Origin of the sequence: Burkholderia lata, assembly GCF_902499335.1 — a bacterium.
Lineage (GTDB): Bacteria > Pseudomonadota > Gammaproteobacteria > Burkholderiales > Burkholderiaceae > Burkholderia > Burkholderia lata_B.
This window is the reverse complement of record NZ_CABVQK010000017.1, coordinates 89,636-114,959: the sequence shown is the minus strand read 5'-3', so window position 1 is coordinate 114,959 and position 25,324 is coordinate 89,636. Positions and strand designations below refer to the sequence as shown.

The following is a 25,324-nucleotide window of genomic DNA, read 5'->3' as shown; positions in this document are numbered from 1 at the left end:
GCGCGCCCCTCGCGGGAGCGGCGCGCGGCATCACACGGCGTGTGCGTTAAACGGTCATCGGGTTGGGCTTCGACGGATCGAGGTTGTACTTGGCGATCGCTTCCGCGACCACCTTGCGCTCGATCGTGCCCTCGTCGGCCAGCGCGTTGAGCGCGGCGACGGTGACCCAGTGACGGTCGACTTCGAAGAAGTGACGCAGCTTCTCGCGGGTATCCGAGCGGCCGAAGCCGTCCGTGCCCAGCACGACGAAGCGGCGATCGATCTGGCCGCGGATCTGGTCGACCAGCGCACGGACGTAGTCGGTCGATGCGATGACCGGGCCCTGCGTGTCCTTCAGGCACTTCTGCACGTGCGACAGGCGACGCTCTTCGGTCGGATGGAGCAGGTTCCAGCGTTCGATCTCGTGGCCTTCGCGCGCGAGCTCGGTGAAGCTCGGCACGCTCCACAGGTCGGCGGCGACGCCCCAGTCGTTCTTCAGCAGTTCGGCGGCAGCGATCACTTCGTTGAAGATCGTGCCCGCGCCGAGCAGCTGGACGCGCGGTGCCTTCTGGTCGGCGTCGGCCTTCTTGAACGCGTACATGCCCTTGATGATGTCGGCCGCCACGTGCTCGCCCTGCGGAATCGCCGGGTGCTCGTAGTTCTCGTTCATCACCGTGATGTAGTAGTACACGTCTTCCTGGTCCGCCACCATGCGGCGCAGGCCGTCCTGGATGATCACCGCGAGTTCGTAGCCGAAGGTCGGGTCGTAGCTCACGCAGTTCGGCACCGATGCCGCCCACAGGAGCGAGTGGCCGTCTTCGTGCTGCAGGCCTTCGCCGTTCAGCGTCGTGCGGCCCGCGGTACCGCCGAGCAGGAAGCCGCGCGAACGCATGTCGCCCGCGGCCCATGCCAGGTCGCCGATCCGCTGGAAGCCGAACATCGAATAGAAGATGTAGAACGGCAGCATGATCTCGCCGTGCGTCGAGTACGACGTCGCCGCAGCGATCCAGTCGCACATGCCGCCCGCTTCGTTGATGCCTTCCTGCAGGATCTGGCCGGTTTCCGATTCCTTGTAGAACATCAGCTGGTCGGAATCTTCCGGCACGTACTTCTGGCCCTGCTGGTTCCAGATGCCGATCTGGCGGAACAGGCCTTCCATGCCGAACGTGCGCGATTCGTCCGGGACGATCGGCACGACGCGCTTGCCGAGCGCCTTGTCCTTCAGCAGGATGTTCAGGATCCGCACGAACGCCATCGTCGTCGAGATCTCGCGACCTTCACCCGTGCCCTTCAGCAGCGGCTCGAACGCGTCGAGCGCCGGCACCGGCAGCGACGTCGCCTTCTCGCGGCGATGCGGCAGGTAGCCGCCGAGGTCCATGCGCTGCTTGCGCATGTATTCGAGTTCCTTCGAGCCTTCCTCGAACTTCAGGTACGGCACGTCGGCGATCTGCTCGTCGGTGATCGGCAGGCGGAACTGGTCACGGAACTTCTTCAGTTGCTCGACCGGCAGCTTCTTCTGCTGGTGAGTGATGTTCATCGCCTGGCCCGACTCGCCCATCCCGTAGCCCTTGATGGTCTTCGCGAGGATGACAGTCGGCGCGCCCTTCGTGTTGCTGGCTTCGTGGAACGCAGCGTAGATCTTGTGCGGATCGTGGCCGCCGCGGTTCAGCGCCCAGATGTCGTCGTCCGACCAGTCGGCGACGAGCGCCTTCAGTTCAGGCGTGTTGAAGAAGTGCTCGCGCACGAACGCGCCCGATTCCGACTTGTACGTCTGGTACTCGCCGTCGACGACGTCCATCATGCGGCGCATCAGCACGCCCGACTTGTCGCGTGCGAACAGCGCATCCCAGCGGCTGCCCCAGATGACCTTGATCACGTTCCAGCCGGCACCGCGGAACTCCGATTCGAGTTCCTGGATGATCTTGCCGTTGCCGCGCACCGGGCCGTCGAGACGCTGCAGGTTGCAGTTGATCACGAACACGAGGTTGTCGAGTTTCTCGCGGCTCGCCATCCCGATCGCGCCGAGCGATTCCGGCTCGTCGGTCTCGCCGTCGCCGAGGAACGCCCACACCTTGCGGCCTTCCGTCTTCGTGATGCCGCGCGCCTGCAGGTACTTCATGAAGCGCGCCTGGTAGATCGCCATGATCGGGCCGAGACCCATCGACACGGTCGGGAACTGCCAGAAGTCCGGCATCAGCCACGGGTGCGGGTACGACGAAATGCCCTGGCCGTCGACTTCCTGACGGAAGTTGTCGAGCTGCTCTTCCTTCAGGCGGCCGAGCAGGAACGCGCGCGAGTACACGCCCGGCGACGAGTGGCCCTGCACGAACACGAGATCGCCGCCGTGCTGCTCGGACGCTGCGTGCCAGAAGTGGTTGTAGCCGACGTCATAGAGCGTCGCGGCCGATGCGAACGATGCGATGTGGCCGCCGACGTTCGTGTCCTTGCCTGCGCGCAGCACCATCGCCAGCGCGTTCCAGCGCGTGTACGAACGGATGCGGTGCTCGAGGTCCTGGTCGCCCGGGATCTTCGCCTGCGCGGCGACCGGGATCGTGTTGATGTACGGGGTATTGGCGGAGAACGGCAGGTGTTCGCCGTGCATGCGGGCGAACTCGATCTGCTTTTCAATCAGGTAATGCGCACGGCCGGTGCCCACGGAGGAGATCACGCCATCGAGCGACTCCAGCCACTCGACGGTTTCTTGCGGGTCGTCGTCACGTTCGGCGGCGACATATTTCATCACTTCGTTCGGTACAGCGGACATTCTCGTCTCCTGGGTCCTGGAATGTGAGGATCGCTCTCGTGCAGACGACGCGACGCGACCGGCTGCGGGCAAGCTCGAACGGATTGTAATGAGCGTGCGCGGGCATGCGCAACAAAATTTTCGAATTGTGAGATCTTTTCTCGCAATGCGAAATATTGCTGCGCTGCACCCATATTTCGGGGCGCTCAGGCACGCCGCGGCTGAACAAATCCGTTTCCGTTCAACATATCCGGTATAGGTTTTCCATGTATTGCGCTGCGCTACAATCCTGCCATGTTGACCGATCGGCTTTTCGCACGCTCGGCGCGACCGTCTGGCCCGCCGGCGGAGTCGCAGCCGTCCCGTTGGCACCACGGACCGTGGTGGTCCAATTCCTATTTGCTGACGCCCCTGCTGTCGATCCTCGTGTTCCTGGTGGTGATGAGCCTCATCCTGTGGAGCCTCAATCGCCGCGAACAGCAGCAGCAGGAAGACACCCTCTTCCGTAACGTCGCGTGGGCTCAGCAGCAGATCCGCCTGTCGATGACGGGTGCGCAGGAACAGCTCCAGGCGCTGTCGCGCGATCTCGCATCCGGCCGTCTCGACCAGAACGCGTTCCAGATGGCCGTCGCGGACGTGATGCAAACGCATCCGGAAATCCTCTACCTGAACTGGTACACGTCGCCCGGCGTGCAGCGCTGGCCGACCGTGCATCCGCCGCTGCTCGGCCAGCGGCTCGCGAAACCCGGCGAAGCGCAGATGCAGGACGCCGTGCGCGGCGCCTACGACGAGGCGCGCAGCACGCGCCGCCAGGCCTATTCGCCGCTGATCTACGACGACTTCGGCAACGGCTTCATCACGCTGCAGACACCGGTGATGCGCGGCGACCGCGAGTACCTCGGCGCGATCGCCGCGGTGTTCTCGGTCGAAGGCATCCTGAAGCACGACATCCCGCAAGAGCTGTCGTCGAAGTACAAGATCTCGATCACCGACGCGAACAACCGCGAGCTGTCGTCCACGTCGACGCGCCCGCGCCTACCGCGCGACTCGCACTACGACCTGCCGCTCGATCCGCCCGGCCAGGGGCTGACCGTGCGCGTGTATGCATTCCCGCAGCTCACGAATCTGACCAACAACACGCTCGTGTGGCTCGTCGCGGGCCTGTCGTGCTTCGTGCTGTGGAGCCTCTGGAGCCTGTGGAAGCACACGCGGCAGCGCTTCGAGGCGCAGCAGGCGCTGTACGCGGAAGCGTTCTTCCGCCGCGCGATGGAAAACTCGGTGCTGATCGGCATGCGCGTGCTCGACATGCACGGCCGCATCACGCACGTGAACCCGGCGTTCTGCCGGATGACGGGCTGGGACGAAACCGACCTCGTCGGCAAGGTCGCACCGTTCCCCTACTGGCCGCGCGACGCTTACCCGGAAATGCAGCGCCAGCTCGACATGACGCTGCGCGGCAAGGCGCCGAGCTCGGGCTTCGAGCTGCGCGTGCGGCGCAAGAACGGCACGCTGTTCCATGCGCGCCTGTACGTGTCGCCGCTGATCGACAGCTCGGGCCGCCAGACCGGCTGGATGTCGTCGATGACGGACATCACCGAGCCGAAGCGCGCGCGCGAGGAACTCGCAGCCGCGCACGAGCGCTTCACGACGGTACTCGAAAGCCTCGACGCGGCAGTGTCGGTGCTGGCCGCCGACGAGGCCGAGCTGCTGTTCGCGAACCGCTACTACCGCCACCTGTTCGGCATTCGCCCGGACGGCCATCTCGAGCTGTCGGGCGGCGGCTTCGACCGCGCGCAGGCATCGTCCGACTCGATCGACATGGTCGACGCGTTCGCGGGCCTGCCGGCCGCCGCGCTGACGAGCAGCACCGCTGATGCGCAAGAGGTGTACGTCGAAAGCATCCAGAAGTGGTTCGAGGTGCGCCGCCAGTACATCCAGTGGGTGGACGGCCACCTCGCGCAGATGCAGATCGCAACCGACATCACGACCCGCAAGAAGGCGCAGGAACTCGCGCACCAGCAGGAAGAGAAGCTGCAGTTCACGAGCCGATTGATGACGATGGGTGAAATGGCGTCGTCGATTGCTCACGAATTGAACCAGCCGCTCGCCGCGATCAACAACTACTGCTCGGGCACGCTCGCGCTCGTGAAGAGCGGCCGCGGCACGCCGGAGACGCTGCAGCCCGCGCTGGAAAAGACCGCGCAGCAGGCGCTGCGCGCGGGGATGATCGTCAAGCGGATCCGCGAATTCGTGAAGCGCAGCGAGCCGAAGCGCCAGCCGGCGCGCGTCGCGGACATCGTCGCCGACGCGGTCGGGCTCGCCGAAATCGAGGCCAGGAAGCGCAGGATCCGGATCGTCACGGAAATCCTCGCAAGAATGCCTATTATTTATGTCGACCCCGTGCTGATCGAGCAGGTGCTCGTGAACCTGATGAAGAACGCGGCCGAAGCAATGGCCGACGTGAAGCCGGCGTCGGTGGACGGCGTGATCCGCGTCGTCGCCGACATCGAGGCGGGCTTCGTCGACATCCGCGTGATCGACCAGGGGCCGGGCGTCGACGAAGCGACCGCCGAGCGCCTGTTTGAACCGTTTTACAGCACCAAGTCCGATGGCATGGGCATGGGGCTGAACATCTGTCGTTCGATCATCGAATCGCATCGGGGGCGTCTGTGGGTGGTCAACAACGTTGAGCCGGATGGCCGCATTTCCGGCGCAACGTTCCACTGCAGTCTGCCCATTGGGGAACCCGCTGATCTCGGCCAAGGGGGGCGCGAGGCATCGGCATCACATACCGTTACGGGAGAACTATGAATAGCCCTGTCACCACCACTCAGGAAACCGTCTTTGTCGTTGACGACGACGAGGCCGTACGGGACTCGCTGCGCTGGCTGCTGGAGGCGAACGGCTATCGCGTGCAATGCTTCTCGAGCGCCGAGCAGTTCCTCGATGCCTACCAGCCTGCGCAGCAGGCCGGCCAGATCGCGTGCCTGATCCTCGACGTCCGGATGTCGGGCATGAGCGGCCTCGAACTGCAGGAGCGCCTGATTGCCGACAATGCCGCGCTGCCGATCATCTTCGTCACGGGTCACGGCGACGTGCCGATGGCCGTCTCGACGATGAAAAAGGGTGCGATGGACTTTATCGAGAAACCGTTCGACGAAGCCGAGCTGCGCAAGCTCGTCGAGCGGATGCTCGACAAGGCCCGAAGCGAAAGCAAGAGCGTCCAGGAACAGCGTGCCGCGAGCGAACGCCTGTCGAAGCTGACCGCGCGCGAGCAGCAGGTGCTCGAACGGATCATCGCGGGCCGCCTGAACAAGCAGATCGCCGACGATCTCGGCATCAGCATCAAGACGGTCGAAGCGCACCGCGCGAACATCATGGAAAAGCTCAACGTCAACACGGTGGCTGACCTGCTGCGCCTCGCGCTGTCGAAGAAGCAGGCCTGAGCGAGCGCCGGCCGCGGCGGCCCTGCCCGCCCGGCCCGCAGCCAGCCCTGGCCGCCCCGCGCGATGCGGCCCACTCGCGCGGCGGCGGCCGCTCTCCCGGCGCACGAGCGCCGCGGCCATGACGCTTCCTGCTTATTCGCTGTCGGACGGCAGCAGGCGAACGGTATAATCGCGTGCTTTGCTGCGACGCTTCTGGCGCCGCACGACCGCATTCCAACTTCCCGGCAGGACCACCACCATGACAGCCCTCCTCATCGACGGCAACGCCCTTTCGAAGACCCTGCGCGCACAGGCCGCCGAACGCGCCGCCGCCCTGACAGCACGCGGCCACCAGCCCGGTCTCGCGGTGATCCTCGTCGGCGCCAACCCGGCGAGCGAAGTCTACGTGCGCAACAAGATCAAGGCGTGCGAGGACAACGGCTTCTTCTCGTTGAAGGATGCGTACCCGGCCACGCTGTCGGAAGCCGACCTGCTCGCGCGCATCGACGAGTTGAACCGCGACCCGAAAATCCACGGCATCCTCGTCCAGCTGCCGCTGCCCGCGCACATCGACAGCCACAAGGTGATCGAGGCGATCGCGCCGGAGAAGGACGTCGACGGCTTCCACATCGCGAACGCCGGCGCGCTGATGACCGGCAAGCCGCTGTTCCGCCCGTGCACGCCGTACGGCGTGATGAAGATGTTCGAGGCACACGACATTCCGCTGCAGGGCGCGAACGCGGTCGTGATCGGCCGCTCGAACATCGTCGGCAAGCCGATGGCGATGATGCTGCTCGACGCCGGCGCGACCGTGACGATCTGCCACAGCAAGACGCGTGACCTCGCCGCGCACACGCGGCAGGCCGACGTCGTGGTGGCCGCGGTCGGCAAGCGCAACATCCTGACCGCAGACATGGTGAAGCCCGGCGCGACGGTGATCGACGTCGGCATGAACCGCGACGACGCCGGCAAGCTGTGCGGCGACGTCGACTTCGCGGGCGTGAAGGAAGTGGCCGGCCACATCACGCCGGTGCCGGGCGGTGTCGGCCCGATGACCATCACGATGCTGCTGATCAACACGATCGAAGCCGCCGAGCGCGCCGCCGACGCGGCCGCCTGACCCCTGCCCGTTCAGCCGGCGTGCGATTCCGCGCGCCGGCGCCTCGCCGGCCTCGCCGCACTACACGGCGTCGGCCGCGCCACCAGACGTCTCCCCTCCGCATTCGACCCCGCGCCAATCGCGTCGTTAGAAACTAACGATTGGAAAGCGCGCGATGCGCCCCAATAATGTCGATATCGGGCGCCGCGTTGCCTTGCGCGCCTTACCCTTTTCACTCCGGTTCATCCGGCAACAGACAGGGAGTCTTATGTCCGCCAGCGCCAACACCAACCCGCTTCTCGATTTCTCGGGCCTGCCCCGCTTCGGCGAGATCCGCCCGGAACACGTGACGCCCGCGCTCGACACGCTGCTCGATGCCGCCAACCGCGCGGTCGAGACGGCAAGCGCGGCCGCGACGCCGGCAACCTGGGCAGAAGTCGTCGAGACGGTCGAGCACGCGACGGAGCCGCTCGGCCGCGCGTGGGGCATCGTCGGCCACCTGAACGCGGTCGCCGATACACCGGAACTGCGGGCCGCCTATGGCGAGAACCTGCCGCGCGTGACCGAATTCTGGTCGAGCGTCGGCCAGAACCTCGCGCTGTACGAGAAGTACAAGGCGATCGCCGCAAGCGCTGAATACGCGACGCTGTCCATCGAACGCAAGAAGATCCTCGACAACGCACTGCGCGATTTCCGCCTGTCGGGCGCCGAGCTGCCCGAGGACCAGAAGCCGCGCTTCGCCGAACTGCAGGAACAGCAGGCCGCGCTGTCGAAGGCATTCTCCGATCACGTGCTCGACGCGACCAACGCGTATGCGTACATCGTGCAGGACGAGGCCGAACTGGCCGGCCTGCCCGGCGACGCGATCGAGGCCGCCCGCGAAGCCGCGCAAAAGGACGCCAAGGAAGGCTGGAAATTCACGCTGCACTTCCCGTCTTACTTCCCGGTGCTGCAATACGCCGACAACCGCGCACTGCGCGAGACGCTCTACCGCGCCTATGCGACGCGCGCGTCGGAACTCGGGCCTCAGTACGGCGACGGCAAGGCCGAATGGGACAACACGGCGATCGTCGCCGATGCGCTGAAGCTGCGCCGCGAAGAGGCGCTGATGCTCGGCTTCCGCAATTTCGCCGAAGTGTCGCTCGCACCGAAGATGGCCGAATCGCCGCAGCAGGTGATCGCGTTCCTCGAGGATCTCGCGACGCGCGCGCGCCCGCACGCGGACAAGGACTGGGACGAGCTGCGCACGTTCGCCGCGAAGGAACTCGGCCTCGCCGAACTCGCGCCGTGGGACGTCGCGTACTCAGCAGAAAAGCTGCGCCAGCAGCGCTACGCGTTCTCGGAAAACGAGGTCAAGCAGTACTTCCCGGAGCCGGCCGCGCTGAAGGGCCTGTTCACCGTCACCGAGACGCTGTTCGGCGTGCAGATCAAGCCGGACGACGCGCCGGTGTGGCACAAGGATGTGCGTTTCTTCCGCGTCGAGAACCGCGACGGCTCGCTCGTCGCACAGTTCTATCTCGACCTGTACGCTCGCGAAGGCAAGCGCGGCGGCGCGTGGATGGACGATGCGCGTTCGCGCGCGAAGCGCGGCAGCAGCGTGCAGACGCCGGTCGCCTATCTCACCTGCAACTTCTCGGCGCCGGTCGGCGGCAAGCCCGCATGCTTCACGCACGACGAAGTCATCACGCTGTTCCATGAATTCGGCCACGGGCTGCACCATATGCTCACGCGCGTCGACGAACTCGGCGTGTCGGGCATCAACGGCGTCGAATGGGATGCCGTCGAGCTGCCGTCGCAGTTCATGGAAAACTTCTGCTGGGAATGGGACGTGCTGTCGTCGATGTCGTCGCACGTCGACACGGGCGCCGCGCTGCCGCGCGAGCTGTTCGACAAGATGATCGCCGCGAAGAATTTCCAGAGCGGGCTCGGCACGCTGCGCCAGATCGTGTTCTCGATGTTCGACATGCTGCTGCACGTCGACTTCGACCCGGCGGGCGCCACCGGCGTGACCGCGTTCGCGCGCGAGATCAACGAACGCTATCACGTGATCCCGCAAGCCGCGTTCTCGCGCTGGCCGAACACGTTCAGCCACATCTTCGCGGGCGGCTACGCGGCCGGCTACTACAGCTACAAGTGGGCCGAGGTGCTGTCGGCCGACGCGTACGCGGCGTTCGAGGAAGCGGCTGCCGAGAGCGGCAGCGTGCTCGATGCGGCGACCGGCACGCGCTATCGCCGCGAAATCCTCGAGGTCGGCGGCAGCCGCCCGGCGATGGATTCGTTCAAGGCGTTCCGCGGCCGCGAGCCGCAGATCGATGCACTGCTGCGCCACAACGGGATGGCTGCGCCCACGCACTGAGTGCGGCCCTGCCCGCTCGGCTGCATGCAAGCAAAGGCACCGCTTCGGCGGTGCCTTTTTTCATGGCGCGGGCGATGCGTCGTCGAACAGCGAGAACTGCCCGTGGCGCTCGGCCGTATCCTCGTCGATGCGCACGCCGACACCCAGCAGCCGCACCGCCTGCGCACGCCGTTGCAGCCCCTTCGCGAGCAGCGTGACGGCCGTGTCCGCATTCGTCGCATCGGCCACGCACTCGACCGTCGTGCGCTGGAAATCGGCGAAGCGGATCTTCACGTACAGCTTGCGGATCGAGCGCGCGGCGCCCGCCCGTTCGATCCGCGCGTCGAGCTGCACGACGAGGCGGCGGATTTCGTCCGCGCATTGCTCGAGCGTCGTCAGGTCGGTCACGTAGGTCGTCTCGACGCTGACCGACTTGCGCTCCTGGTCGGCCTGCACGGGCCGCTCGTCGATCCCGCGCGACAGTTCGTACAGCCGCCGCCCGAACGCGCCGAATTCACGGTGCAGGTCGATCAGCGGCCAGTCGCGCAACTGCGCGCAGGTCTGGATGCCGAGCCGGTCGAGCCGCGTGGCCGTCACCTTGCCGACGCCGTGCAGCTTGCGCACCGGCAGCGCCGCGACGAACGCGTCGATCTCGTGCGGCCGCACCACGAACAGCCCGTCGGGCTTGTTCCAGTCGGATGCGATCTTCGCGATGAACTTGTTCGGCGCGACGCCGGCCGACACGGTCACGCCGACCGTGTCGTACACGCGCTGGCGGATCTCCCGTGCAATCAGCGTCGCACTGCCCTGGCACCGGTCCGACCCGCTGACGTCGAGGTACGCCTCGTCGAGCGACAGCGGCTCGACGTCGGGCGTGTAGTCGCGATAGATCGCCATGATCTGCCGCGACGCCGCGCGGTACTTGTCCATCGCGGACGGCAGGATCAGCAGGTCCGGGCACTTGCGCATCGCCAGCGCCGACGACATCGCCGAATGCACGCCGTAGCGCCGCGCCTCGTAGTTGCAGGTCGCGATCACGCCGCGCTGGTCGGGCCGGCCCCCGACCGCGAGCGGCCGGTTGCGCAGCGACGGGTCGTCGCGCATCTCGACCGACGCGTAGAAGCAGTCGCAGTCGCAGTGAATGATCTTGCGCATGCGCGGCAGCGCGTCGCCCGGCGGCGGCACGTGCGGATCGGCAGGCGGAATGATGGTCGGGTTCACGGTGCCGATACTGTACAAAAACACAGTGCCGGTTTCAACTGTCGCGTGCGGCCACGCCCGGCGGCGCCGTACCGGCCCGCTTTGCGCGGATCGTACCGGCCGGGCGCCGACCGCGGCGCCTATACTCGTCTGCCGCAATACACGAAACGCGAAGGTGACGGATGAAGACGATCGGACTGATCGGCGGGATGAGCTGGGAATCGTCGGCCGAGTATTACCGGATGATCAATCGCCATTCGAAGGCGTTGCACGGCGGGCACCACAACGCGAAGAGCGTGCTGGTCACGGTCGATTTCGCGGAGATCGAAGCGCTGCAGCGCACGCACGACTGGACGGCGCTCGGCGAACGGATGGCCGGTGCCGCGCGACAGCTCGAAGCGGCCGGCGCCGATCTCGTCGTGCTCACCACCAATACGATGCACCGCGTATGCGATGCGATCGAAGCCGCGGTGACGCTGCCGTTCCTGCACATCGCCGATCCGACCGGCGACGCACTGCGCGATGCGGGTGTCGAGCACGTCGCGCTGCTGGGCACGCGCTACACGATGGAGTTGCCGTTCTACGCAGAGCGGTTGCGCGGCAAATTCGGAATGGAGGTGCTCGTGCCGGACGACCGGGGGCGCAACGACGTGCACCGGATCATCTACGACGAGCTGTGCCACGGCATCATCTCGCCGGAGTCGCGCGCGACGTACGTGACGATCATCGAGGAACTGGCAGAACGCGGCGCGCAGGCCGTGATCCTCGGCTGCACGGAAATCACGCTGCTGATCGGCGCGGACGACTCGCCGCTGCCGGTGTTCGATACGACTGCCCTGCATGCGAAGGCGGCGGTCGAGTGGGCAGCGCGCTGACACCCGCGCGCCGTCGCACGGCGTTCGATCGGATGCCACCACGCTCGCCGGCAACCATCACCGCATTTTCGTGGCCGGATTATTCCGTGTGACGGGAATTACCCTTCCGGAGCCCTCGTCGCCCTGCACACAACACCTTGCTCTCGCCCGCTGGACGGGGCTCGGCAGGCACAGCCCGCGAATCGGACGGCGCGCACCATGCGGCCTCGTCAACGCGACCGGTTATCCCTTGGTAATAAAGTGAACGCAAATTGGTTTGCGAGCGGAGTCGCTGCAATCGACGCTGCTCGTGCGATCTCTTTTTCCACCAACAGGAACCTCGACATGAATGGATTCAGCTCCGTGGTCGGTGCGCTGCTCGCCGTGTCGACCATGCTCAACGCGCACGCCGATCCCAACATCACCGCGTCGGCCACGGCGACGCCCAACGGCGGCTTCGACCGCATGACATGGGATATCACACCCGAGGTCGTGCCGACCAACGTCAATGCCAGTTACTACTGGGCCAACCAGCTGTCGTCCGAGCACGGCGGGCACGCGATCTATACCGGCATCCAGCCGCGCACCCAAGGCAGCAATCTGGTGATCTTCAGCGCATTCGGCACTGGCACGACGCCGCTGTCCACGAATTGCCGCGGTGGCGCCGACGGCGGCGCGGGAACATCATGCTCGCTCGCCTACGCATGGAAACCGGGTCATGCGTACCGGCTGCAAGTTGTCCATGCGCAGGCCGATCGCAACGACGGGCGCTCGACCGTCGAAGGCTTCATCACGGACGTCGCCACCGGCGTCACGACACCGACCGGCAGCATCGCCGTACCGGCGGACTGGGGCGGCCTGTCGAGTTCGGCTTACCTGTTCGATGAGTACTTCCCGTTCAATGGCGCATCAAGCGACCCGATGAAGCGGCCGTGCGTGCCGTATGCACGGTACACGACGTCATTGCCGCATTTCTATCTGAAGGATGTGGACTATCCGACGACCGAACGGTCGATCCGGCTGAATACGGGCAAGGACAAGTGCGCGGTGCTGGCCGGTACGCCGAATGCACGGGCTACGCTCGTCAACACGTCGACGTATCGGCTCGAGAACGGCTTCCTGCCCGGGAGCCCGGGCGCGCCGAAATAACATTCGGACGCGGAAAACAAAAAACCCGGCACGGGGCCGGGTTCTTGTCGACGAAGCGCGCATCGGTCACTTGCGCTGCACATCGTCTGGTGTGCTTGGTTGCGGGGGTAGGATTTGAACCTACGACCTTCGGGTTATGAGCCCGACGAGCTGCCAGACTGCTCCACCCCGCGTCAGAGAAATAAATTATAGGGTGAGGGAGTACTCACGTCAACACTTTTGTCACAATTTCTTCTCCGTTCATCGAGACGGCTGCGCGCGGCGCCTCCCCCGCCCCGCACGATGCGCGCGTTCGCGCCGCGTGCTCGCGGTAAGATGGCGGCCTTCGCATTCACCCCGCACGCACACTCCCGTTCATGAAAATCGCCACCTGGAACGTCAACTCGCTCAACGTCCGCAAGCAGCATGTGCTCGACTGGCTCGCGCAAAGCGGAACCGACGTGCTGTGCCTGCAGGAACTGAAGCTGCCGGACGAGAAATTCCCGCGCGCCGAACTTGAAGCCGCCGGCTACCGCAGCTGGTTCACGGGCCAGAAGACCTACAACGGCGTCGCGATCCTCGCGCGCGACACGCTGTCCGTCGACGAAGCGGACGTCGTGCGCAACATCCCCGGCTTCGACGATCCGCAGCAGCGCGTGGTCGCCGCGACGGTCGACGGTGTGCGCATCGTGTCCGCGTATTTCCCGAACGGCCAGGCGCCCGACTCCGACAAGTTCGTCTACAAGATGCAATGGCTCGACGCGCTGCAGGCATGGCTGCGCACCGAGCTGCAGCGCTACCCGAAGCTCGCGCTGCTCGGCGACTACAACATCGCGCCGGAAGACCGCGACGTGCACGACCCCGCGAAATGGGAAGGCCAGAACCTCGTGTCGCCGCAGGAGCGCGCGCATTTCGCGCAGCTGATCGAGCTCGGCTTCGTCGATGCGTTCCGCCGCTTCGAACAGCCGGAGAAGACCTTCACGTGGTGGGACTACCGGATGATGGCGTTCCGCCGCAACGCGGGGCTGCGCATCGACCACGTGCTGCTGTCGCCGGCGCTCGCGGAAACCTGCACGTCGTGCGAAGTCGATCGCACGCCGCGCACGTGGGAACAGCCGTCCGACCACACGCCCGTCGTCGCGGTCGTCGGCTGATCTCTCGGGGAGCCCGCGCGCGTTCAGCGCCGCGCGGGCGCCGGCCCGAGATGGGCCCACAGGAACCCGAATTCGGCCGCATCGGCTTCCGCGCGTTCCAGATCGTCGGCGCTGCCGTGGCCGCCGTCGGTGTTCTCCCAGTACCACACCTGTTCGTGACCGAGCCCATGCATGCGCGCGGCCATCTTGCGCGCATGGGCGGGATGCACACGGTCGTCCCGCGTCGACGTCGTCAGCAGTAACGGCGGATAAGCGACGCCTTCGCGCACGCGGTGATACGGAGAGTACGCGGCCAGCGCCGCACCTTCGTGCGGATCGTCCGGGTCGCCGTATTCATCGAGCCATGCGGCGCCCGCGTGCAGCTTCGGATAGCGACGCATGTCGAGCAGCGGCACGCGGCAGAGCACCGCGCCGAACAGCTCCGGCCGCTGCACCATGCACGCGGCAACCAGCAGCCCGCCGTTGCTGCCGCCCTCGATGCCGAGCTGCGCGGCGGTCGTCACGCCGGTCGCGGCCAGATCCTCGGCCACCGCGATGAAATCGTCGAAGGAACGCTGGCGGTGTTCGCGCTGCGCATCGACGTGCCAGCGCGGCCCGAACTCGCCGCCGCCGCGGATGTGCGCGAACGCCATCACGCCGCCGCGCTCGAGCCACCCGATACCGAACGCATCGCTGTAGCCCGGCAGGTTCGGGATCGCAAAACCGCCATAACCCGACAGCAGACACGGCCGCGCGACCCGCGCGGCACCGTCGGCCACGTCGAGTGCATCGCGCGGCCCGATCAGCGTGTACGGCACCATCGTGCCGTCTTGCGAGCGCGCGCTCGCGCGGCGCACGACGAGCCCGGCCGCGTCGAACTGCACCGGTGGCCGGTCGAGCAGCACGCGACGCGACGGCGCGTCATCCGCGCGGTCGGCAAGATCGGCCAGCCAGCATTCGGGCGGATCGAGATAGGTGTCGACGTCCACGTAAATCTCGTCGTTCAGCGTCGACTCGACGGGCTCGACGTCGATCTGCGCATCGCCCGGCCCCGGCCACTCGAACGGCCGGGAATCCCACGTCCACGTACCGTCGTCGGCCTGGCTCGGCTGCCACAGCATCGTGCGGTTGTGCACGTCGTCGAGCCAGCTCGCGATCAGCGTCGTGCGCGTATGTGTCCACGTGCACGCGGAGGTCGACGGTTGCGGCGCGAACAGCGTCGTGAGTTCGCGAGACCCGGCCAGGAACGCCTGCTCGCGGATCGCGAGCAGCGAACCGCCCGCATGGCGCACACCGTCGCAATCCCAGTCGAGGCGCGGCTCCAGCATGAGCCAGCCTTCCCAGAATCCGACCTCGACATGGGTCGGCACGTCGTAGCGCGCCCATTCGCCCGTGTCGGTCAAACGGTACGCATGTGCGTCGAAGAAATCGACGCTGCGCCACGCGACATGACGGTTGTCGATCGGATCGAACCCCGCGCCCGCGCTGATGTCGTCGGGTTCGCCGCTGAAGACGACAGGCGCATCGGCAAGCGCCGTGCCGCGCACCCAGCGGCGCGCTTCATACGGATAGCCGGCCGCAGTCGCATGCGCTTCGCCGCGATCCCAGCTCACGTAGACGGTATCGCGATCGATCCAGCCGACCGTGTGATGCCCCGGCTCGTCGATCGTGAAGCCGCCGTCGACGAAGCGCCGTTCGACGAGATCGAATTCGCGCACGACGACCGCGTCGGCGCCGCCCGGCGACAGCGACAGCAGCGCGCGATCGCCGTCCGGATACAGGATCGAGTCCTGCTCGAACACCCACGACTCGCCCTCCTGCGCACCGAGCGCGTCGACGTCGAGCAGCGTTTCCCACACCGGGTTTCCCGCGCGCCAGTCGTCCCAGCGCGTGCGGCGCCACAGCCCTTTCGGATGGAGATCGTCCTGCCACAGGTCGTAGGCCCAGTCGCGCCAGCGGGTCGGGATCACCGGGCGTTCGCGCGGCAGGTACGCTTTGGCGAGACGCGCCGTCAGCGCGCGATACGCGTCGTCGTCACGCAGCGCGGCGCGTGTGCGCGCATTCTGCTCGTCGACCCACGTGCGGGCGCGCTTGCTGTCGAGCGCTTCGAGGAAACGGAACGGGTCGGCCCCGGCGGGCCAGCGGAAGGAATCGGACATTGCGGATTGGCGGAATGGCAAGCTGCGTGCAAACCGCGATTATGTCCGATTGCGGCATGCGCGATGCCCGCGCATGCCGCGAATCGTGCTCAGGGCTCCAGATGGAGCTCCTGGATCTTGCGGGTGATGGTGTTGCGGCCGATGCCGAGCCGCTCCGCGGCCTCGACCTTGCGGCCGCGCGTGAAGTCGAGCGCCTCGCGGATCACGGCCGCCTCGAAGCGGCGTGCGAGTTCGTCCATCACGTCGGCCGAGTTCTCGCGCAACAGCCGCGCGACTTCGGTGCGCAAGCCATGCTCCCAGACCGGATAGCCCGCCGGCGCGCCGCCGTTCGGCGCGGCCGCGACAGGCGCGGACGACACCGGCACCGCACCGATCGCCGTTTGCGAGAGCGCCGTATCGCCGCCGCTGACGTGCGCGTCCGCACCGTCGCCCGTCGCGACCACCGGCGCACCGGCCGGCACGAGGTCAGGCGGCAGGTCCTTGATCTCGACCGTTTGCGCGGGCGCCATCACGGTCAGCCAGTTCGCGAGGTTCTCGAGCTGGCGCACGTTGCCGGGAAACGCCAGCGACGTGAGGTAAGCCAGCGCATCGTCGGACACGCGCTTCGGCTCGACGCCGAGATCGCGCGCGCTCTTCTGCAGGAAGTGGCGCGTGAGCAGCGCGATGTCCTCGCTGCGTTCGCGCAGCGCCGGCAGGCGCAGCCGGATCACGTTGAGCCGGTGGTAAAGGTCCTCGCGGAACAGCCCCTGCCGCACGCGCGATTCGAGATTCTGGTGCGTCGCGGCGATCACGCGCACGTTCGCGCGCAACGGGTTGTGCCCGCCGACTCGATAGAACTGCCCGTCCGACAGCACGCGCAACAGGCGCGTCTGCAGGTCGAACGGCATGTCGCCGATTTCATCGAGGAACAGCGTGCCGTTCTCGGCCTGCTCGAAGCGGCCCTGCCGCGTCGTCTGCGCGCCGGTGAACGCGCCGCGCTCATGGCCGAACAGCTCGGATTCGAGCAGGTCCTTCGGAATCGCCGCGGTGTTCAGCGCGATGAACGGCCCGTTCGCACGCGGGCTGTGACGATGCAGCGCACGCGCGACGAGCTCCTTGCCGGTGCCCGATTCGCCGGTGATCAGCACGGTCGCGGCCGAGTGCGACAGGCGGCCGATCGCGCGGAACATGTCCTGCATCGCGGGCGCCTGGCCGAGCATCTCGGGCGCCTCGGCCACGCGCTCGTCCTGCGGCGCGCCGGCGCGCAGGCTTTCTTCCACCGCGCGGCGGATCAGCTCGACCGCCTTGTCGACGTCGAACGGCTTCGCGAGATATTCGAACGCGCCGCCCTGGAACGCCGCGACGGCGCTGTCGAGATCGGAGAACGCCGTCATGATGATGACGGGCAGGCCCGGCAGGCGCTCGTGCATCGCCTGCAGCAACTCGAGGCCCGAGCCGCCCGGCATCCGGATGTCGGATACGAGCACCTGCGGTGTCTCGTGGTCGAGCGCGGCCAGCGCGTCACGCACGTTCGCGAAGCTCTTCGTCGCGAAGCTGTCCCGGGCGAGTGCCTTTTCGAGCACCCAGCGGATCGATTGGTCGTCGTCTACTATCCAGATCGGCTTCATAGGTCGGTCAGATATTGGTGAATCTGGTGAATCGCCATGCCGCCGCTCAATGGTCGAGCGGCAGCAGGATCTGAAATTCGGTACGTCCGGGCCGGCTTTCGACCTCGATCATCCCGTCGTGCTGCTGCACGAACGTCTGCGCGAGCGTCAGGCCGAGGCCGCTGCCGTCATCGCGCCCGGACACGAGCGGGTAGAAGATCCGGTCGCGGATTTCTTCCGGAATGCCGGGCCCGTTGTCGATCACGTGCAAGTCCAGTGCCAGCCGGTACAGGCGCTTCGCGATCGTCACCTTGCGCGCGATGCGCGTGCGCAACTCGATCCTCGCGTCGCCCTGCGCGATCCGTTCGCGCAGCGCCTGCGCGGCGTTGCGCACGATGTTGAGCAGCGCCTGGATCAGTTGCTCCTTGTCGCCGCGCAGATCCGGCACGCTCACGTCGTAGTCGCGCTCGATCGTAAGCCCGCGCGGGAATTCGGCGAGCATCACCGCGCGCACGCGTTCGCATACTTCATGAATGTTCACGTCGCCGACGATGTGCGGATGCCGGTGCGGCTCCAGCAACCGGTCGACGAGCGTCTGCAGGCGGTCGGACTCCTTGATGATCACCTGCGTGTATTCGCGCAACTCGCCGCGCTCGCGCTCGCCGAGCTCGAATTCGAGCAGCTGGGCTGCGCCGCGAATGCCGCCGAGCGGGTTCTTGATCTCGTGCGCGAGGTTGCGGATCAGTTGCTTGTTGACCGCGGTCAGGTCGTGGATGCGCTCCTCGCGATCGGTGCGCGACTGCCGCTCGTTCTCGAACAGCTCGACGAGCACGAAATCGGGCGAGGTCTCGAGGAAGCCGACGATCGCATGCACATGCAGCGGTTCGCGGCCGGGCCGGTCGAGCACGGTATCGAGGTGCGTCGCGTGAAAGCGCTCCTCGCCGATCGCGGTGATCGTCGATGCCAGCTCGTTCGCATTCGGAAAAATCTCGCCCCACGGCCGCTGCGCGAGCTGCCGCCGCGAGATGTCGAGCATCGCCTCCGCGGACGGGTTCGCGAACGCGATCCGCAGCGTCTTGCGGTCGAGCACGATCACGACCGTCGGCAGCGCTTCCAGCCCCGCCAGCAGGCCCGAGCGTGCGAGCCGCTCGTCGTCCGTCAGTCGCTCGGGCTGCCCCGCTTTCGCCTTGATCAGATTCTTCAGAACCATCTGCGTGCTTGTCGCGCCTCAACGGGCCAGAAAAGGAAAATCACCGGAACAAAAAAGGGACGGCTGGACGCCGCCCCTTTCAGACTCCGCCGTTCCCGCCGCAGGCCGCGCGACGGGAACGAACCGGCATGACGGCGCTGAATCGAAGCGCCATCGCCGATTACAGCGAGTAGTACATCTCGAACTCGATCGGGTGCGTCGTCATGCGGAACTTCGCCAGCTCCTGCTCCTTCAGCGCAAGGTACGCGTCCAGCATGCCGTCCGTGAACACGCCACCGCGCGTCAGGAACTCGCGATCCTTGTCGAGTGCTTCGAGTGCCTGGTCGAGGCCCGCGCAAACGGTCGGGATCTTTGCATCTTCTTCCGGCGGCAGGTCGTACAGGTTCTTGTCCGCTGCTTCGCCCGGATGGATCTTGTTCTGGATCCCGTCGAGGCCGGCCATCATCAGCGCCGTGAAGCACAGGTACGGGTTCGCCATCGGATCCGGGAAGCGCGTTTCGATACGGCGGCCCTTCGGGTTCGACACGTGCGGAATGCGGATCGATGCCGAACGGTTGCGTGCCGAGTAAGCGAGCTTGACCGGTGCTTCGAAGTGCGGGACCAGACGCTTGTACGAGTTCGTCGTCGGGTTCGTGATCGCGTTCAGTGCACGGGCGTGCTTGATGATGCCGCCGATGTAGAACAGCGCCAGTTCCGACAGGCCGGCGTAGCCGTTGCCTGCGAACAGGTTCTGGCCGTCCTTCCAGATCGACTGGTGAACGTGCATGCCCGAACCGTTGTCGCCGACGACCGGCTTCGGCATGAACGTCGCCGTCTTGCCGTACGAGTGCGCGACGTTATGGATGATGTACTTCGACCATTGCGTCCAGTCGGCGCGCTCGACCAGCGTCGAGAACTTCGTGCCGATTTCGTTCTGGCCCTGGCCCGCCACTTCGTGGTGGTGCACTTCGACCGGGATGCCGAGCTGTTCGAGCAGCAGGCACATTTCCGAACGCATGTCCTGGAACGTGTCGACCGGTGCGACCGGGAAGTAGCCGCCCTTCGTGCCCGGACGGTGGCCCGTGTTGCCGCCTTCGAATTCCTTGCCAGCCGACCACGGTGCTTCTTCCGAGTTGATCTTCACGAAGCAACCCGACATGTCCGTGTTCCACTGGACCGAGTCGAAAATGAAGAATTCCGGTTCCGGACCGAAGAAGGCCGTGTCGCCGATGCCCGTGCTCTTCAGGTACGCTTCGCCGCGCTTCGCGAGCGAACGCGGATCGCGCTCGTAGCCCTTGCCGTCGGCCGGCTCGACCACGTCGCAGGTCAGGACCAGGGTCGACTCTTCATAGAACGGGTCGATGAATGCGGCGTTCGGGTCCGGCATGAGCAGCATGTCCGACGCCTCGATGCCCTTCCAGCCCGCGATCGACGAGCCGTCGAATGCATGACCGCTTTCGAACTTGTCTTCGTCAAACGCCGAAACCGGCACCGACACGTGCTGTTCCTTGCCGCGCGTGTCCGTGAAGCGGAAATCGACAAACTTGCAGTCCTCGTCCTTCACGAGTTGCATGACGTCGGCGACGGTTTTACTCATAACCTCTTCTCCTGATTGAACAATTCCGGCGGACTGGGAACCGCCTCGTTTATCGAGCTGACCGGGGTCTTGCTTTGGCGCAGCGCGCCCCGATTCGACCGAATTCTATATAGCAGCTTCCGTGCCATCTCTGCGCACGACTGGCGCGAATCGCGCCGGCGCTCGTCGCGACGGGGCTGTGCTGCGCAATTCCGGGGCTCGGCTTCGCACCGCCTGCCAACCGAAAGCACCGCGATGGTGCAATCGTTGCAACGCGCCGCGCCCACGGAATCATTCTGGTGCATGCGCGCCATTCTGCACTCTTTTGGTGAACGCGTGTGGGGTGCGCGCACCGTACCCCACACGGACATCCGACCCGCGACGCCGCGCTAGAATGTTCGTTTGACCGATAGGAGACTCCCTGCCATGAGTACGCTCGACCAGCTTTACGCGAAGGCCGACGAACGCCGCGCACAAGCCGCGCTGAACTACGCCGGGGCGCTGCTGCCGGCCGAGGCCTTCGAACTGCTGCAGCTCGATCCGTCGGCACGGCTCGTCGACGTGCGCACCCGCGCCGAACTCGACTGGATCGGCCGCCCGCTCGTCGGTGACGGCCAGTACCTGCACCTCGAATGGACGCGCTACCCGGGCGGCGTGCCGAATGCCGAATTCGTCAACGAACTGAAGGCAGCCCTCCCGGCCGATACGCCCATCCTGTTCCTGTGCCGCAGCGCCGCGCGCTCGAAGCTCGCCGCGGTCGCGTCCACGCAGGCCGGCTTCACGAAGGCGTTCGACCTCCTCGAAGGCTTCGAGGGCGCGAAGGACGCCGAAGGCCACCGCAAGACGGTCGAAGGCTGGTGCTTCCGGAAACTGCCGTGGATCGGCGCCTGACGGCACGCCGCTCACGCCGGCTGCGACAACCCCATCGTCGAGCCGGGCGATGACATGCCGATGACGGGCCGCGTTGCGCGGCCCGTGGTTTTTGTGCGGCTGATCGAGGGGCCGCTCAGGCGCGCGGCGTATCGGGCTCGACGACGTCGCCGCCGAGCAGGTGCACGCCTTCGCGCAGCTTCACGTACGCGGCCGCGACCGCTTCCGGTTCGCCCTTCACACCAAGATCGATGTGACGGCGCGCGTAGATCCCGCCGCGCTCCGCATCGCCGACGCTCGGCAGGCTGAACACGCGCACGCCCGGGAAATCGCGCTCGATGCGCTCCATCAGCGGCGTGAGCGTCGATTCCGGCAGCTCGAACACGTACAGCGAGCGTTCCGCGTGCGGCGTTGCGTGATGCAGGTGCGCGTACTTCGTATCGAGCACCCATTCGATCATCGGCCACGCCATCACCGGGAAGCCCGGCACGAAGTGCAGGTCGCCGACCGAGAACCCGGGAATCCGGTTGTAGCCGTTCGGGATGATCGTCGCGCCCACCGGGAACACGCCCATGTTGAAGCGGTGCTGGTTTTCCGGCGAATCGAAGTCGACCGGCGTGGCCGGATCGGTGTGCGTTTCGCGGATCCGCTCCGAAATCAGCACCTTCGCGTCCGGATGCAGCTCGAGCGGCACGCCGAGCGCCGCGGCCGCGCACTGGCGCGTGTGGTCGTCCGGCGTCGCGCCGATGCCGCCCGTCGAGAACACGATGTCGCCCGACGCGATCGCGCGCGCGAGGGTCGCCGTGATGCGCGCCGGATCGTCGCCGACGTACTCGGCCCAGTCGAGCGTGAGGCCGCGTGCGCCGAGCAGCTCGATGACCTTCGCCAGATGCTTGTCCTGCCGGCGGCCCGAAAGGATTTCGTCGCCGATGATGATGATGCCGATGCTCATGCCTGCCCCATGTCGATTGCGGTGGCGCGCGAACTCGCACGCAGGTCCTCCAGCGCGCGCAGGCAGTAATGCCCGAACCACAGCGCCGAGAAGACGAGGATGAAAGCGTAAACCCAGATCATGGCCGCTGCGACGAACGGGAACAGCACCATCATCCAGACCGACGATACCCACACGAAGGTCGGCACGGTGCCGAGCAGCCCGGTCGCGACCCCGATGCCGATCAGCGGCCAGCGGTGCTGCCGCACGAGCGCCCGGCGCTCGTCGCGGCTCGCGTGCAGCGCGAGCGCGTCGTAGGTCATCACGCGGTACGTGAGCCAGCCCCAGATCACCGGCGGCAGCAGCGCGAAGAACGGCGGAATCAGCCACAGCGGGATCGTGACGACCAGCACGACGACGCCGGCCAGCGCCGCCCACAGCGAATTGAACACGCTGCCGAAGAAGGTGCCGCCCCGTTTCGGCTCGAGCGCCGCGAACTGCCGGTTCGCCAGGTGCTTGATCACGACCGGCATCGAAATCGTCGCGATCAGCAGCAGCACGGTCAGCACGATCAGCGGGATCGCGAGCGACACGACCACGAACGGCGCGACGACCGCGTGCAGCTGCGACATGCCGATCGCGTCGAACGCGCGGTACAGCATGGCCGTCAGCACGAAGCCGTCGAGCGCGCCGCGTGCGAGGTCCAGCAGCGTCTGCCACGAGAACCACAGCACGACGCCCCACAGGACGGCCGAGACGAGAAACGGCATCAGGGTGAGCCAGAGCATGCGCGGATGCAGTGCGCTCGCCAATGCCCGGACGAAGGAACGCAGCAAGTCGTTCATGCGAGCCTGTATCGACGGAGAAAAACGGGGAAAGGATAAACCACGCGGCCCGCATGCGCCAAAGCACATGCGGGCCGCGTGGGAGAGCCGCTCAACGTGAAGATGGCCGGATCAGGCCGATGCCGCGCCGCGCTTGGCGGGGAACAGGCGCCGGAAGATCCGCACGAACGCGAGGCCGTGCTGCGCCCAGAAGCCTTCGCCGTAGGACACGCCTTCGACCTGGTCGCGGATGCCGGTCGGCTCGACCGTGCGGTTCCACGACGCGGTGCCGAACATCATGTCCCACCACGGGAACAGCACGCCGAAGTTACAGCCGTACTTCGTGCCTTCGTGGCCGTAGCCGACCGCGTGGTGGCGCCGGTGGAAGATCGGGCTCACGATCAGGCGCTCGCCGAGCCAGCCGAACGACAGCCGCGCATTCGTATGCTGAATGCTCTGCATGAAGTTCGTGACCGCGGTGAGCACGACGAACTGCGACGGCGTCACGCCGATCACGAGCGCGATCGCCGCGAAGAAGCACGACTGGATCACGTCGTCGAGCACGTGGTTGCGGTCGTCGCACCACAGCGACATCTGGCGCTGGCTGTGATGCACCGCGTGCAGCTCCCACCAGATGCCGAACTTGTGCTGCCAGCGGTGATACCAGTAGCCGGCGAAATCGAGCACGACGAGATAGATCGCGAACGCGACGATCGGCTTCGACGTCACGCCCGGCCACAGATAGTCGAGGTTGAGGTTCGCGATGCCGTGCAGGCGCAGCCACGCCTGGAAGTTGTCGAACAGCGGCTGCAGCGCGAAGAAGAAGAACAGCGAGTAGATGCCGAGCTTCGCGATCGCCGTGTAGATCACGTCGACCCGCACGGCCCGGCGGTTCGTCCAGCGCTCGACGGGCAGCAGCGCCTCGAGCGGGCGCAGCAGCACGAACATCAGCACCATCTGCAGCGCGCCGACGATCACCCAGTACAGCGCGTCGTAGGTGTCCTCGTCATAGTCCATCAGGTTGAACTTGAAGAGGAGCGGCTGCACGACGTCGACGTACAGCCAGGTCTGGATGTCCGATACGAACGCATCGATCAGGTGCAGCATCGTTCTCCCCCGCCCGTCACGCGCCGTTCGCGGCGCGCCACGGCGCGCGGTCGTAGAAATAGATGCCGTGCGGCGAGCGGCCGACGGCAATCGTCTGCACCAGCTTGCGCGACGCCAGGTCGATGATCCCGACCTTCTTCGCGAAGCGGAACGTCACCCACAACGTTTTCTTGTCGGCGGACAGCTCCATGTCGTCCGGGCCCGGCAGCAGGCCGGTGATGTCGCCGACGTTGGTGAGCGTGTTCTCGTCGATGATGCTGATCGTGTTCGCGACCCGGTTCGTCACCGCGACGTGCGTGCCGTCGGCGAGCGAGCGGAAGTTGTGCGCGCCCTTGCCCGTATAGATCTGCTTGACGACCTTCTGGTTGCGCCAGTCGACCACCGCGACGTAATCCGCGCCGGTCATCCCGACGAGCAGGTACTTGTCGTCCGGCGTGAGCCACAGGCCGGCCGGCACCTTGCCGACCTTCATCTTCCACTTGACCGTCTGCGTCGGCAGGTCGATCGCCGCGATCTCGCCGGAGACCTGCAGCGACACGAGCAGCGTCTTGCTGTCCTTCGTGAACGCAAGGTGGCTCGGCATCACCGCGAGCGGCACGCGCTTCACGAGCTTCAGGTCGCGGCCGTCGTAGCCGTAGATGTCGACTCGATCGAGCCGCAGGCCGGCCGCCGCGAACCATTTGCGGTCGGGCGAGAAGCCGAGCTGGTACGGATCGTCGATCCCTTCGACGGTGCGCTGCAGCTTGCCCGTCTTCGGATCGAGGAACATCAGGCTGTTCGAGACCGAATTTGCAACGATCAGCGACGAATTGTCGGGCGTTGCCATCAAGTGATGCGGTTCCTTGCCGGTCGGCATCGTGCTGACGACTTCGCGGGTCTGCTGGTCGATCAGTGAAAGCGTCGCTTCGGCCGAGTTGAGGATGATCACGTTATTCGCGTGTGCGGCGGGCGCCAGCACGGCGGCGGCCAGCGCGAGCGTGCGGCCGAGGGAAAGGAAAGTGCGCATGAAGACTCACGTCGTGGAACAACCGTCATTGTAAAACGTTCAACCGGCCCGGCCGGTTGACCGAAGCCGGCATTGCGCCACTTCGACGCACGCCGCGGCGGCCCGGTCGGCCGGCGCGGCAGGCGCCGCGCGGCCGGCCGGGGCCGGCCGCCGGTGCGGGCCCGGGTAACCGATGTTGCG

At 66.3% G+C, this 25,324-nt stretch carries 18 protein-coding genes and 1 tRNA gene; 8 read left to right on the top strand and 11 right to left on the bottom strand.

Translation table 11 applies throughout. The annotated features are described in order from the left end of the window. Positions 1-46: 46 nt before the first annotated feature. Positions 47-2,743 carry a pyruvate dehydrogenase (acetyl-transferring), homodimeric type gene (gene aceE, locus BCO18175_RS33530; RefSeq protein WP_174987326.1) on the bottom strand — a complete coding sequence of 899 codons (2,697 nt, stop codon included), beginning with the start codon at positions 2,741-2,743 and terminating at the stop codon, positions 47-49. A 273-nt stretch (positions 2,744-3,016) separates the two neighbouring features. Between aceE and fixL the strand changes: the two genes are divergently transcribed. The 4 genes from fixL (at position 3,017) to BCO18175_RS33510 (ending at position 9,602) form a co-directional block, all read left to right on the top strand. Beyond that, complete coding sequence (fixL, locus tag BCO18175_RS33525; RefSeq protein ID WP_174967299.1) at positions 3,017-5,533, top strand: oxygen sensor histidine kinase FixL; 2,517 nt, start codon at positions 3,017-3,019, stop codon at positions 5,531-5,533. After that, entirely contained in the window at positions 5,530-6,168 is a 639-nt protein-coding gene (fixJ, locus tag BCO18175_RS33520; protein ID WP_006493245.1) for an oxygen response regulator transcription factor FixJ, read from the top strand. Before fixL ends, fixJ begins: the two co-directional genes overlap by 4 nt. Positions 6,169-6,406: 238 nt before the next feature. Next, positions 6,407-7,267: a bifunctional methylenetetrahydrofolate dehydrogenase/methenyltetrahydrofolate cyclohydrolase FolD gene (gene folD, locus BCO18175_RS33515; protein WP_060063379.1), complete on the top strand. Its 861-nt coding sequence runs from the start codon at positions 6,407-6,409 to the stop codon at positions 7,265-7,267. Positions 7,268-7,514: 247 nt separating this feature from the next. Then, the gene (locus tag BCO18175_RS33510) at positions 7,515-9,602 is read left to right on the top strand and encodes a M3 family metallopeptidase (protein WP_174987324.1); all 2,088 of its coding nucleotides are present in this window, start codon (positions 7,515-7,517) and stop codon (positions 9,600-9,602) included. Between the two features lie 60 nt (positions 9,603-9,662). Here BCO18175_RS33510 and dinB read toward each other — a convergent pair whose 3' ends face one another. After that, complete coding sequence (gene dinB, locus BCO18175_RS33505) at positions 9,663-10,826, bottom strand: DNA polymerase IV (RefSeq protein WP_174967298.1); 1,164 nt, start codon at positions 10,824-10,826, stop codon at positions 9,663-9,665. A gap of 137 nt (positions 10,827-10,963) precedes the next feature. Here dinB and BCO18175_RS33500 point away from each other — a divergent pair, with 137 nt between their 5' ends. Together BCO18175_RS33500 and BCO18175_RS33495 are read left to right on the top strand one after the other, a co-directional pair. After that, a complete protein-coding gene (locus BCO18175_RS33500) occupies positions 10,964-11,656 on the top strand; it encodes an aspartate/glutamate racemase family protein (RefSeq protein WP_174987322.1) in 693 nt (230 codons plus the stop codon). Between the two features lie 324 nt (positions 11,657-11,980). Next, positions 11,981-12,784 (top strand): DUF3472 domain-containing protein, encoded by an 804-nt coding sequence (locus BCO18175_RS33495; protein WP_174987320.1) that lies wholly within the window; start codon positions 11,981-11,983, stop codon positions 12,782-12,784. A gap of 96 nt (positions 12,785-12,880) precedes the next feature. On the opposite strand, the gene BCO18175_RS33490 is transcribed toward BCO18175_RS33495, so the two are convergent. Further along, positions 12,881-12,957: transfer RNA gene (locus tag BCO18175_RS33490), tRNA-Met, on the bottom strand. 183 nt (positions 12,958-13,140) lie between these two features. Between BCO18175_RS33490 and xth the strand changes: the two genes are divergently transcribed. After that, the gene (xth, locus tag BCO18175_RS33485) at positions 13,141-13,917 is read left to right on the top strand and encodes an exodeoxyribonuclease III (protein WP_043190389.1); all 777 of its coding nucleotides are present in this window, start codon (positions 13,141-13,143) and stop codon (positions 13,915-13,917) included. 23 nt (positions 13,918-13,940) lie between these two features. On the opposite strand, the gene BCO18175_RS33480 is transcribed toward xth, so the two are convergent. The 4 genes from BCO18175_RS33480 to glnA form a co-directional block, all read right to left on the bottom strand. Next, complete coding sequence (locus BCO18175_RS33480; RefSeq protein WP_174987318.1) at positions 13,941-16,055, bottom strand: prolyl oligopeptidase family serine peptidase; 2,115 nt, start codon at positions 16,053-16,055, stop codon at positions 13,941-13,943. 89 nt (positions 16,056-16,144) lie between these two features. Next, positions 16,145-17,662, bottom strand: a complete 1,518-nt coding sequence (gene ntrC, locus BCO18175_RS33475; RefSeq protein WP_174987316.1) for a nitrogen regulation protein NR(I) — start codon at positions 17,660-17,662, stop codon at positions 16,145-16,147. Between the two features lie 46 nt (positions 17,663-17,708). Next, on the bottom strand, positions 17,709-18,851 hold the full coding sequence (gene glnL / locus BCO18175_RS33470) for a nitrogen regulation protein NR(II) (protein ID WP_174987314.1): 1,143 nt from the start codon (positions 18,849-18,851) through the stop codon (positions 17,709-17,711). A 160-nt stretch (positions 18,852-19,011) separates the two neighbouring features. After that, positions 19,012-20,427, bottom strand: coding sequence for a type I glutamate--ammonia ligase (gene glnA, locus BCO18175_RS33465; RefSeq protein WP_174918835.1), 1,416 nt, complete (start codon positions 20,425-20,427; stop codon positions 19,012-19,014). Between the two features lie 405 nt (positions 20,428-20,832). Between glnA and BCO18175_RS33460 the strand changes: the two genes are divergently transcribed. Continuing rightward, complete coding sequence (locus BCO18175_RS33460; RefSeq protein ID WP_089425784.1) at positions 20,833-21,297, top strand: rhodanese-like domain-containing protein; 465 nt, start codon at positions 20,833-20,835, stop codon at positions 21,295-21,297. A 115-nt stretch (positions 21,298-21,412) separates the two neighbouring features. Here BCO18175_RS33460 and BCO18175_RS33455 read toward each other — a convergent pair whose 3' ends face one another. The 4 genes from BCO18175_RS33455 to BCO18175_RS33440 all read right to left on the bottom strand — a co-directional run bounded on the left by BCO18175_RS33455 (position 21,413) and on the right by BCO18175_RS33440 (position 25,144). Further along, positions 21,413-22,228, bottom strand: coding sequence for a competence/damage-inducible protein A (locus BCO18175_RS33455; protein ID WP_174918836.1), 816 nt, complete (start codon positions 22,226-22,228; stop codon positions 21,413-21,415). Further along, complete coding sequence (locus tag BCO18175_RS33450) at positions 22,225-23,052, bottom strand: EI24 domain-containing protein (protein ID WP_069248376.1); 828 nt, start codon at positions 23,050-23,052, stop codon at positions 22,225-22,227. The genes BCO18175_RS33455 and BCO18175_RS33450 overlap by 4 nt, the downstream gene beginning before the upstream one ends. 111 nt (positions 23,053-23,163) lie before the next feature. After that, positions 23,164-24,138, bottom strand: coding sequence for a sterol desaturase family protein (locus tag BCO18175_RS33445; protein WP_174987312.1), 975 nt, complete (start codon positions 24,136-24,138; stop codon positions 23,164-23,166). Positions 24,139-24,154: 16 nt separating this feature from the next. Then, positions 24,155-25,144, bottom strand: coding sequence for a beta-propeller fold lactonase family protein (locus BCO18175_RS33440; protein ID WP_089425787.1), 990 nt, complete (start codon positions 25,142-25,144; stop codon positions 24,155-24,157). Positions 25,145-25,324 lie beyond the last annotated feature (180 nt).

What these genes read in the sequence shown, in the direction of transcription:
- folD (WP_060063379.1), top strand. Translation starts at nt 6,407, where the DNA reads ATGACAGCCCTCCTCATCGACGGCAACGCCCTTTCGAAGACCCTGCGC.
- BCO18175_RS33445 (WP_174987312.1), bottom strand. Translation starts at nt 24,138, where the DNA reads ATGCTGCACCTGATCGATGCGTTCGTATCGGACATCCAGACCTGGCTG.
- BCO18175_RS33460 (WP_089425784.1), top strand. Translation starts at nt 20,833, where the DNA reads ATGAGTACGCTCGACCAGCTTTACGCGAAGGCCGACGAACGCCGCGCA.
- glnL (WP_174987314.1), bottom strand. Translation starts at nt 18,851, where the DNA reads ATGGTTCTGAAGAATCTGATCAAGGCGAAAGCGGGGCAGCCCGAGCGA.
- aceE (WP_174987326.1), bottom strand. Translation starts at nt 2,743, where the DNA reads ATGTCCGCTGTACCGAACGAAGTGATGAAATATGTCGCCGCCGAACGT.
- BCO18175_RS33480 (WP_174987318.1), bottom strand. Translation starts at nt 16,055, where the DNA reads ATGTCCGATTCCTTCCGCTGGCCCGCCGGGGCCGACCCGTTCCGTTTC.
- BCO18175_RS33450 (WP_069248376.1), bottom strand. Translation starts at nt 23,052, where the DNA reads ATGAACGACTTGCTGCGTTCCTTCGTCCGGGCATTGGCGAGCGCACTG.
- ntrC (WP_174987316.1), bottom strand. Translation starts at nt 17,662, where the DNA reads ATGAAGCCGATCTGGATAGTAGACGACGACCAATCGATCCGCTGGGTG.
- fixJ (WP_006493245.1), top strand. Translation starts at nt 5,530, where the DNA reads ATGAATAGCCCTGTCACCACCACTCAGGAAACCGTCTTTGTCGTTGAC.
- BCO18175_RS33440 (WP_089425787.1), bottom strand. Translation starts at nt 25,144, where the DNA reads ATGCGCACTTTCCTTTCCCTCGGCCGCACGCTCGCGCTGGCCGCCGCC.
- BCO18175_RS33495 (WP_174987320.1), top strand. Translation starts at nt 11,981, where the DNA reads ATGAATGGATTCAGCTCCGTGGTCGGTGCGCTGCTCGCCGTGTCGACC.
- xth (WP_043190389.1), top strand. Translation starts at nt 13,141, where the DNA reads ATGAAAATCGCCACCTGGAACGTCAACTCGCTCAACGTCCGCAAGCAG.
- BCO18175_RS33500 (WP_174987322.1), top strand. Translation starts at nt 10,964, where the DNA reads ATGAAGACGATCGGACTGATCGGCGGGATGAGCTGGGAATCGTCGGCC.
- BCO18175_RS33455 (WP_174918836.1), bottom strand. Translation starts at nt 22,228, where the DNA reads ATGAGCATCGGCATCATCATCATCGGCGACGAAATCCTTTCGGGCCGC.
- glnA (WP_174918835.1), bottom strand. Translation starts at nt 20,427, where the DNA reads ATGAGTAAAACCGTCGCCGACGTCATGCAACTCGTGAAGGACGAGGAC.
- BCO18175_RS33510 (WP_174987324.1), top strand. Translation starts at nt 7,515, where the DNA reads ATGTCCGCCAGCGCCAACACCAACCCGCTTCTCGATTTCTCGGGCCTG.
- fixL (WP_174967299.1), top strand. Translation starts at nt 3,017, where the DNA reads ATGTTGACCGATCGGCTTTTCGCACGCTCGGCGCGACCGTCTGGCCCG.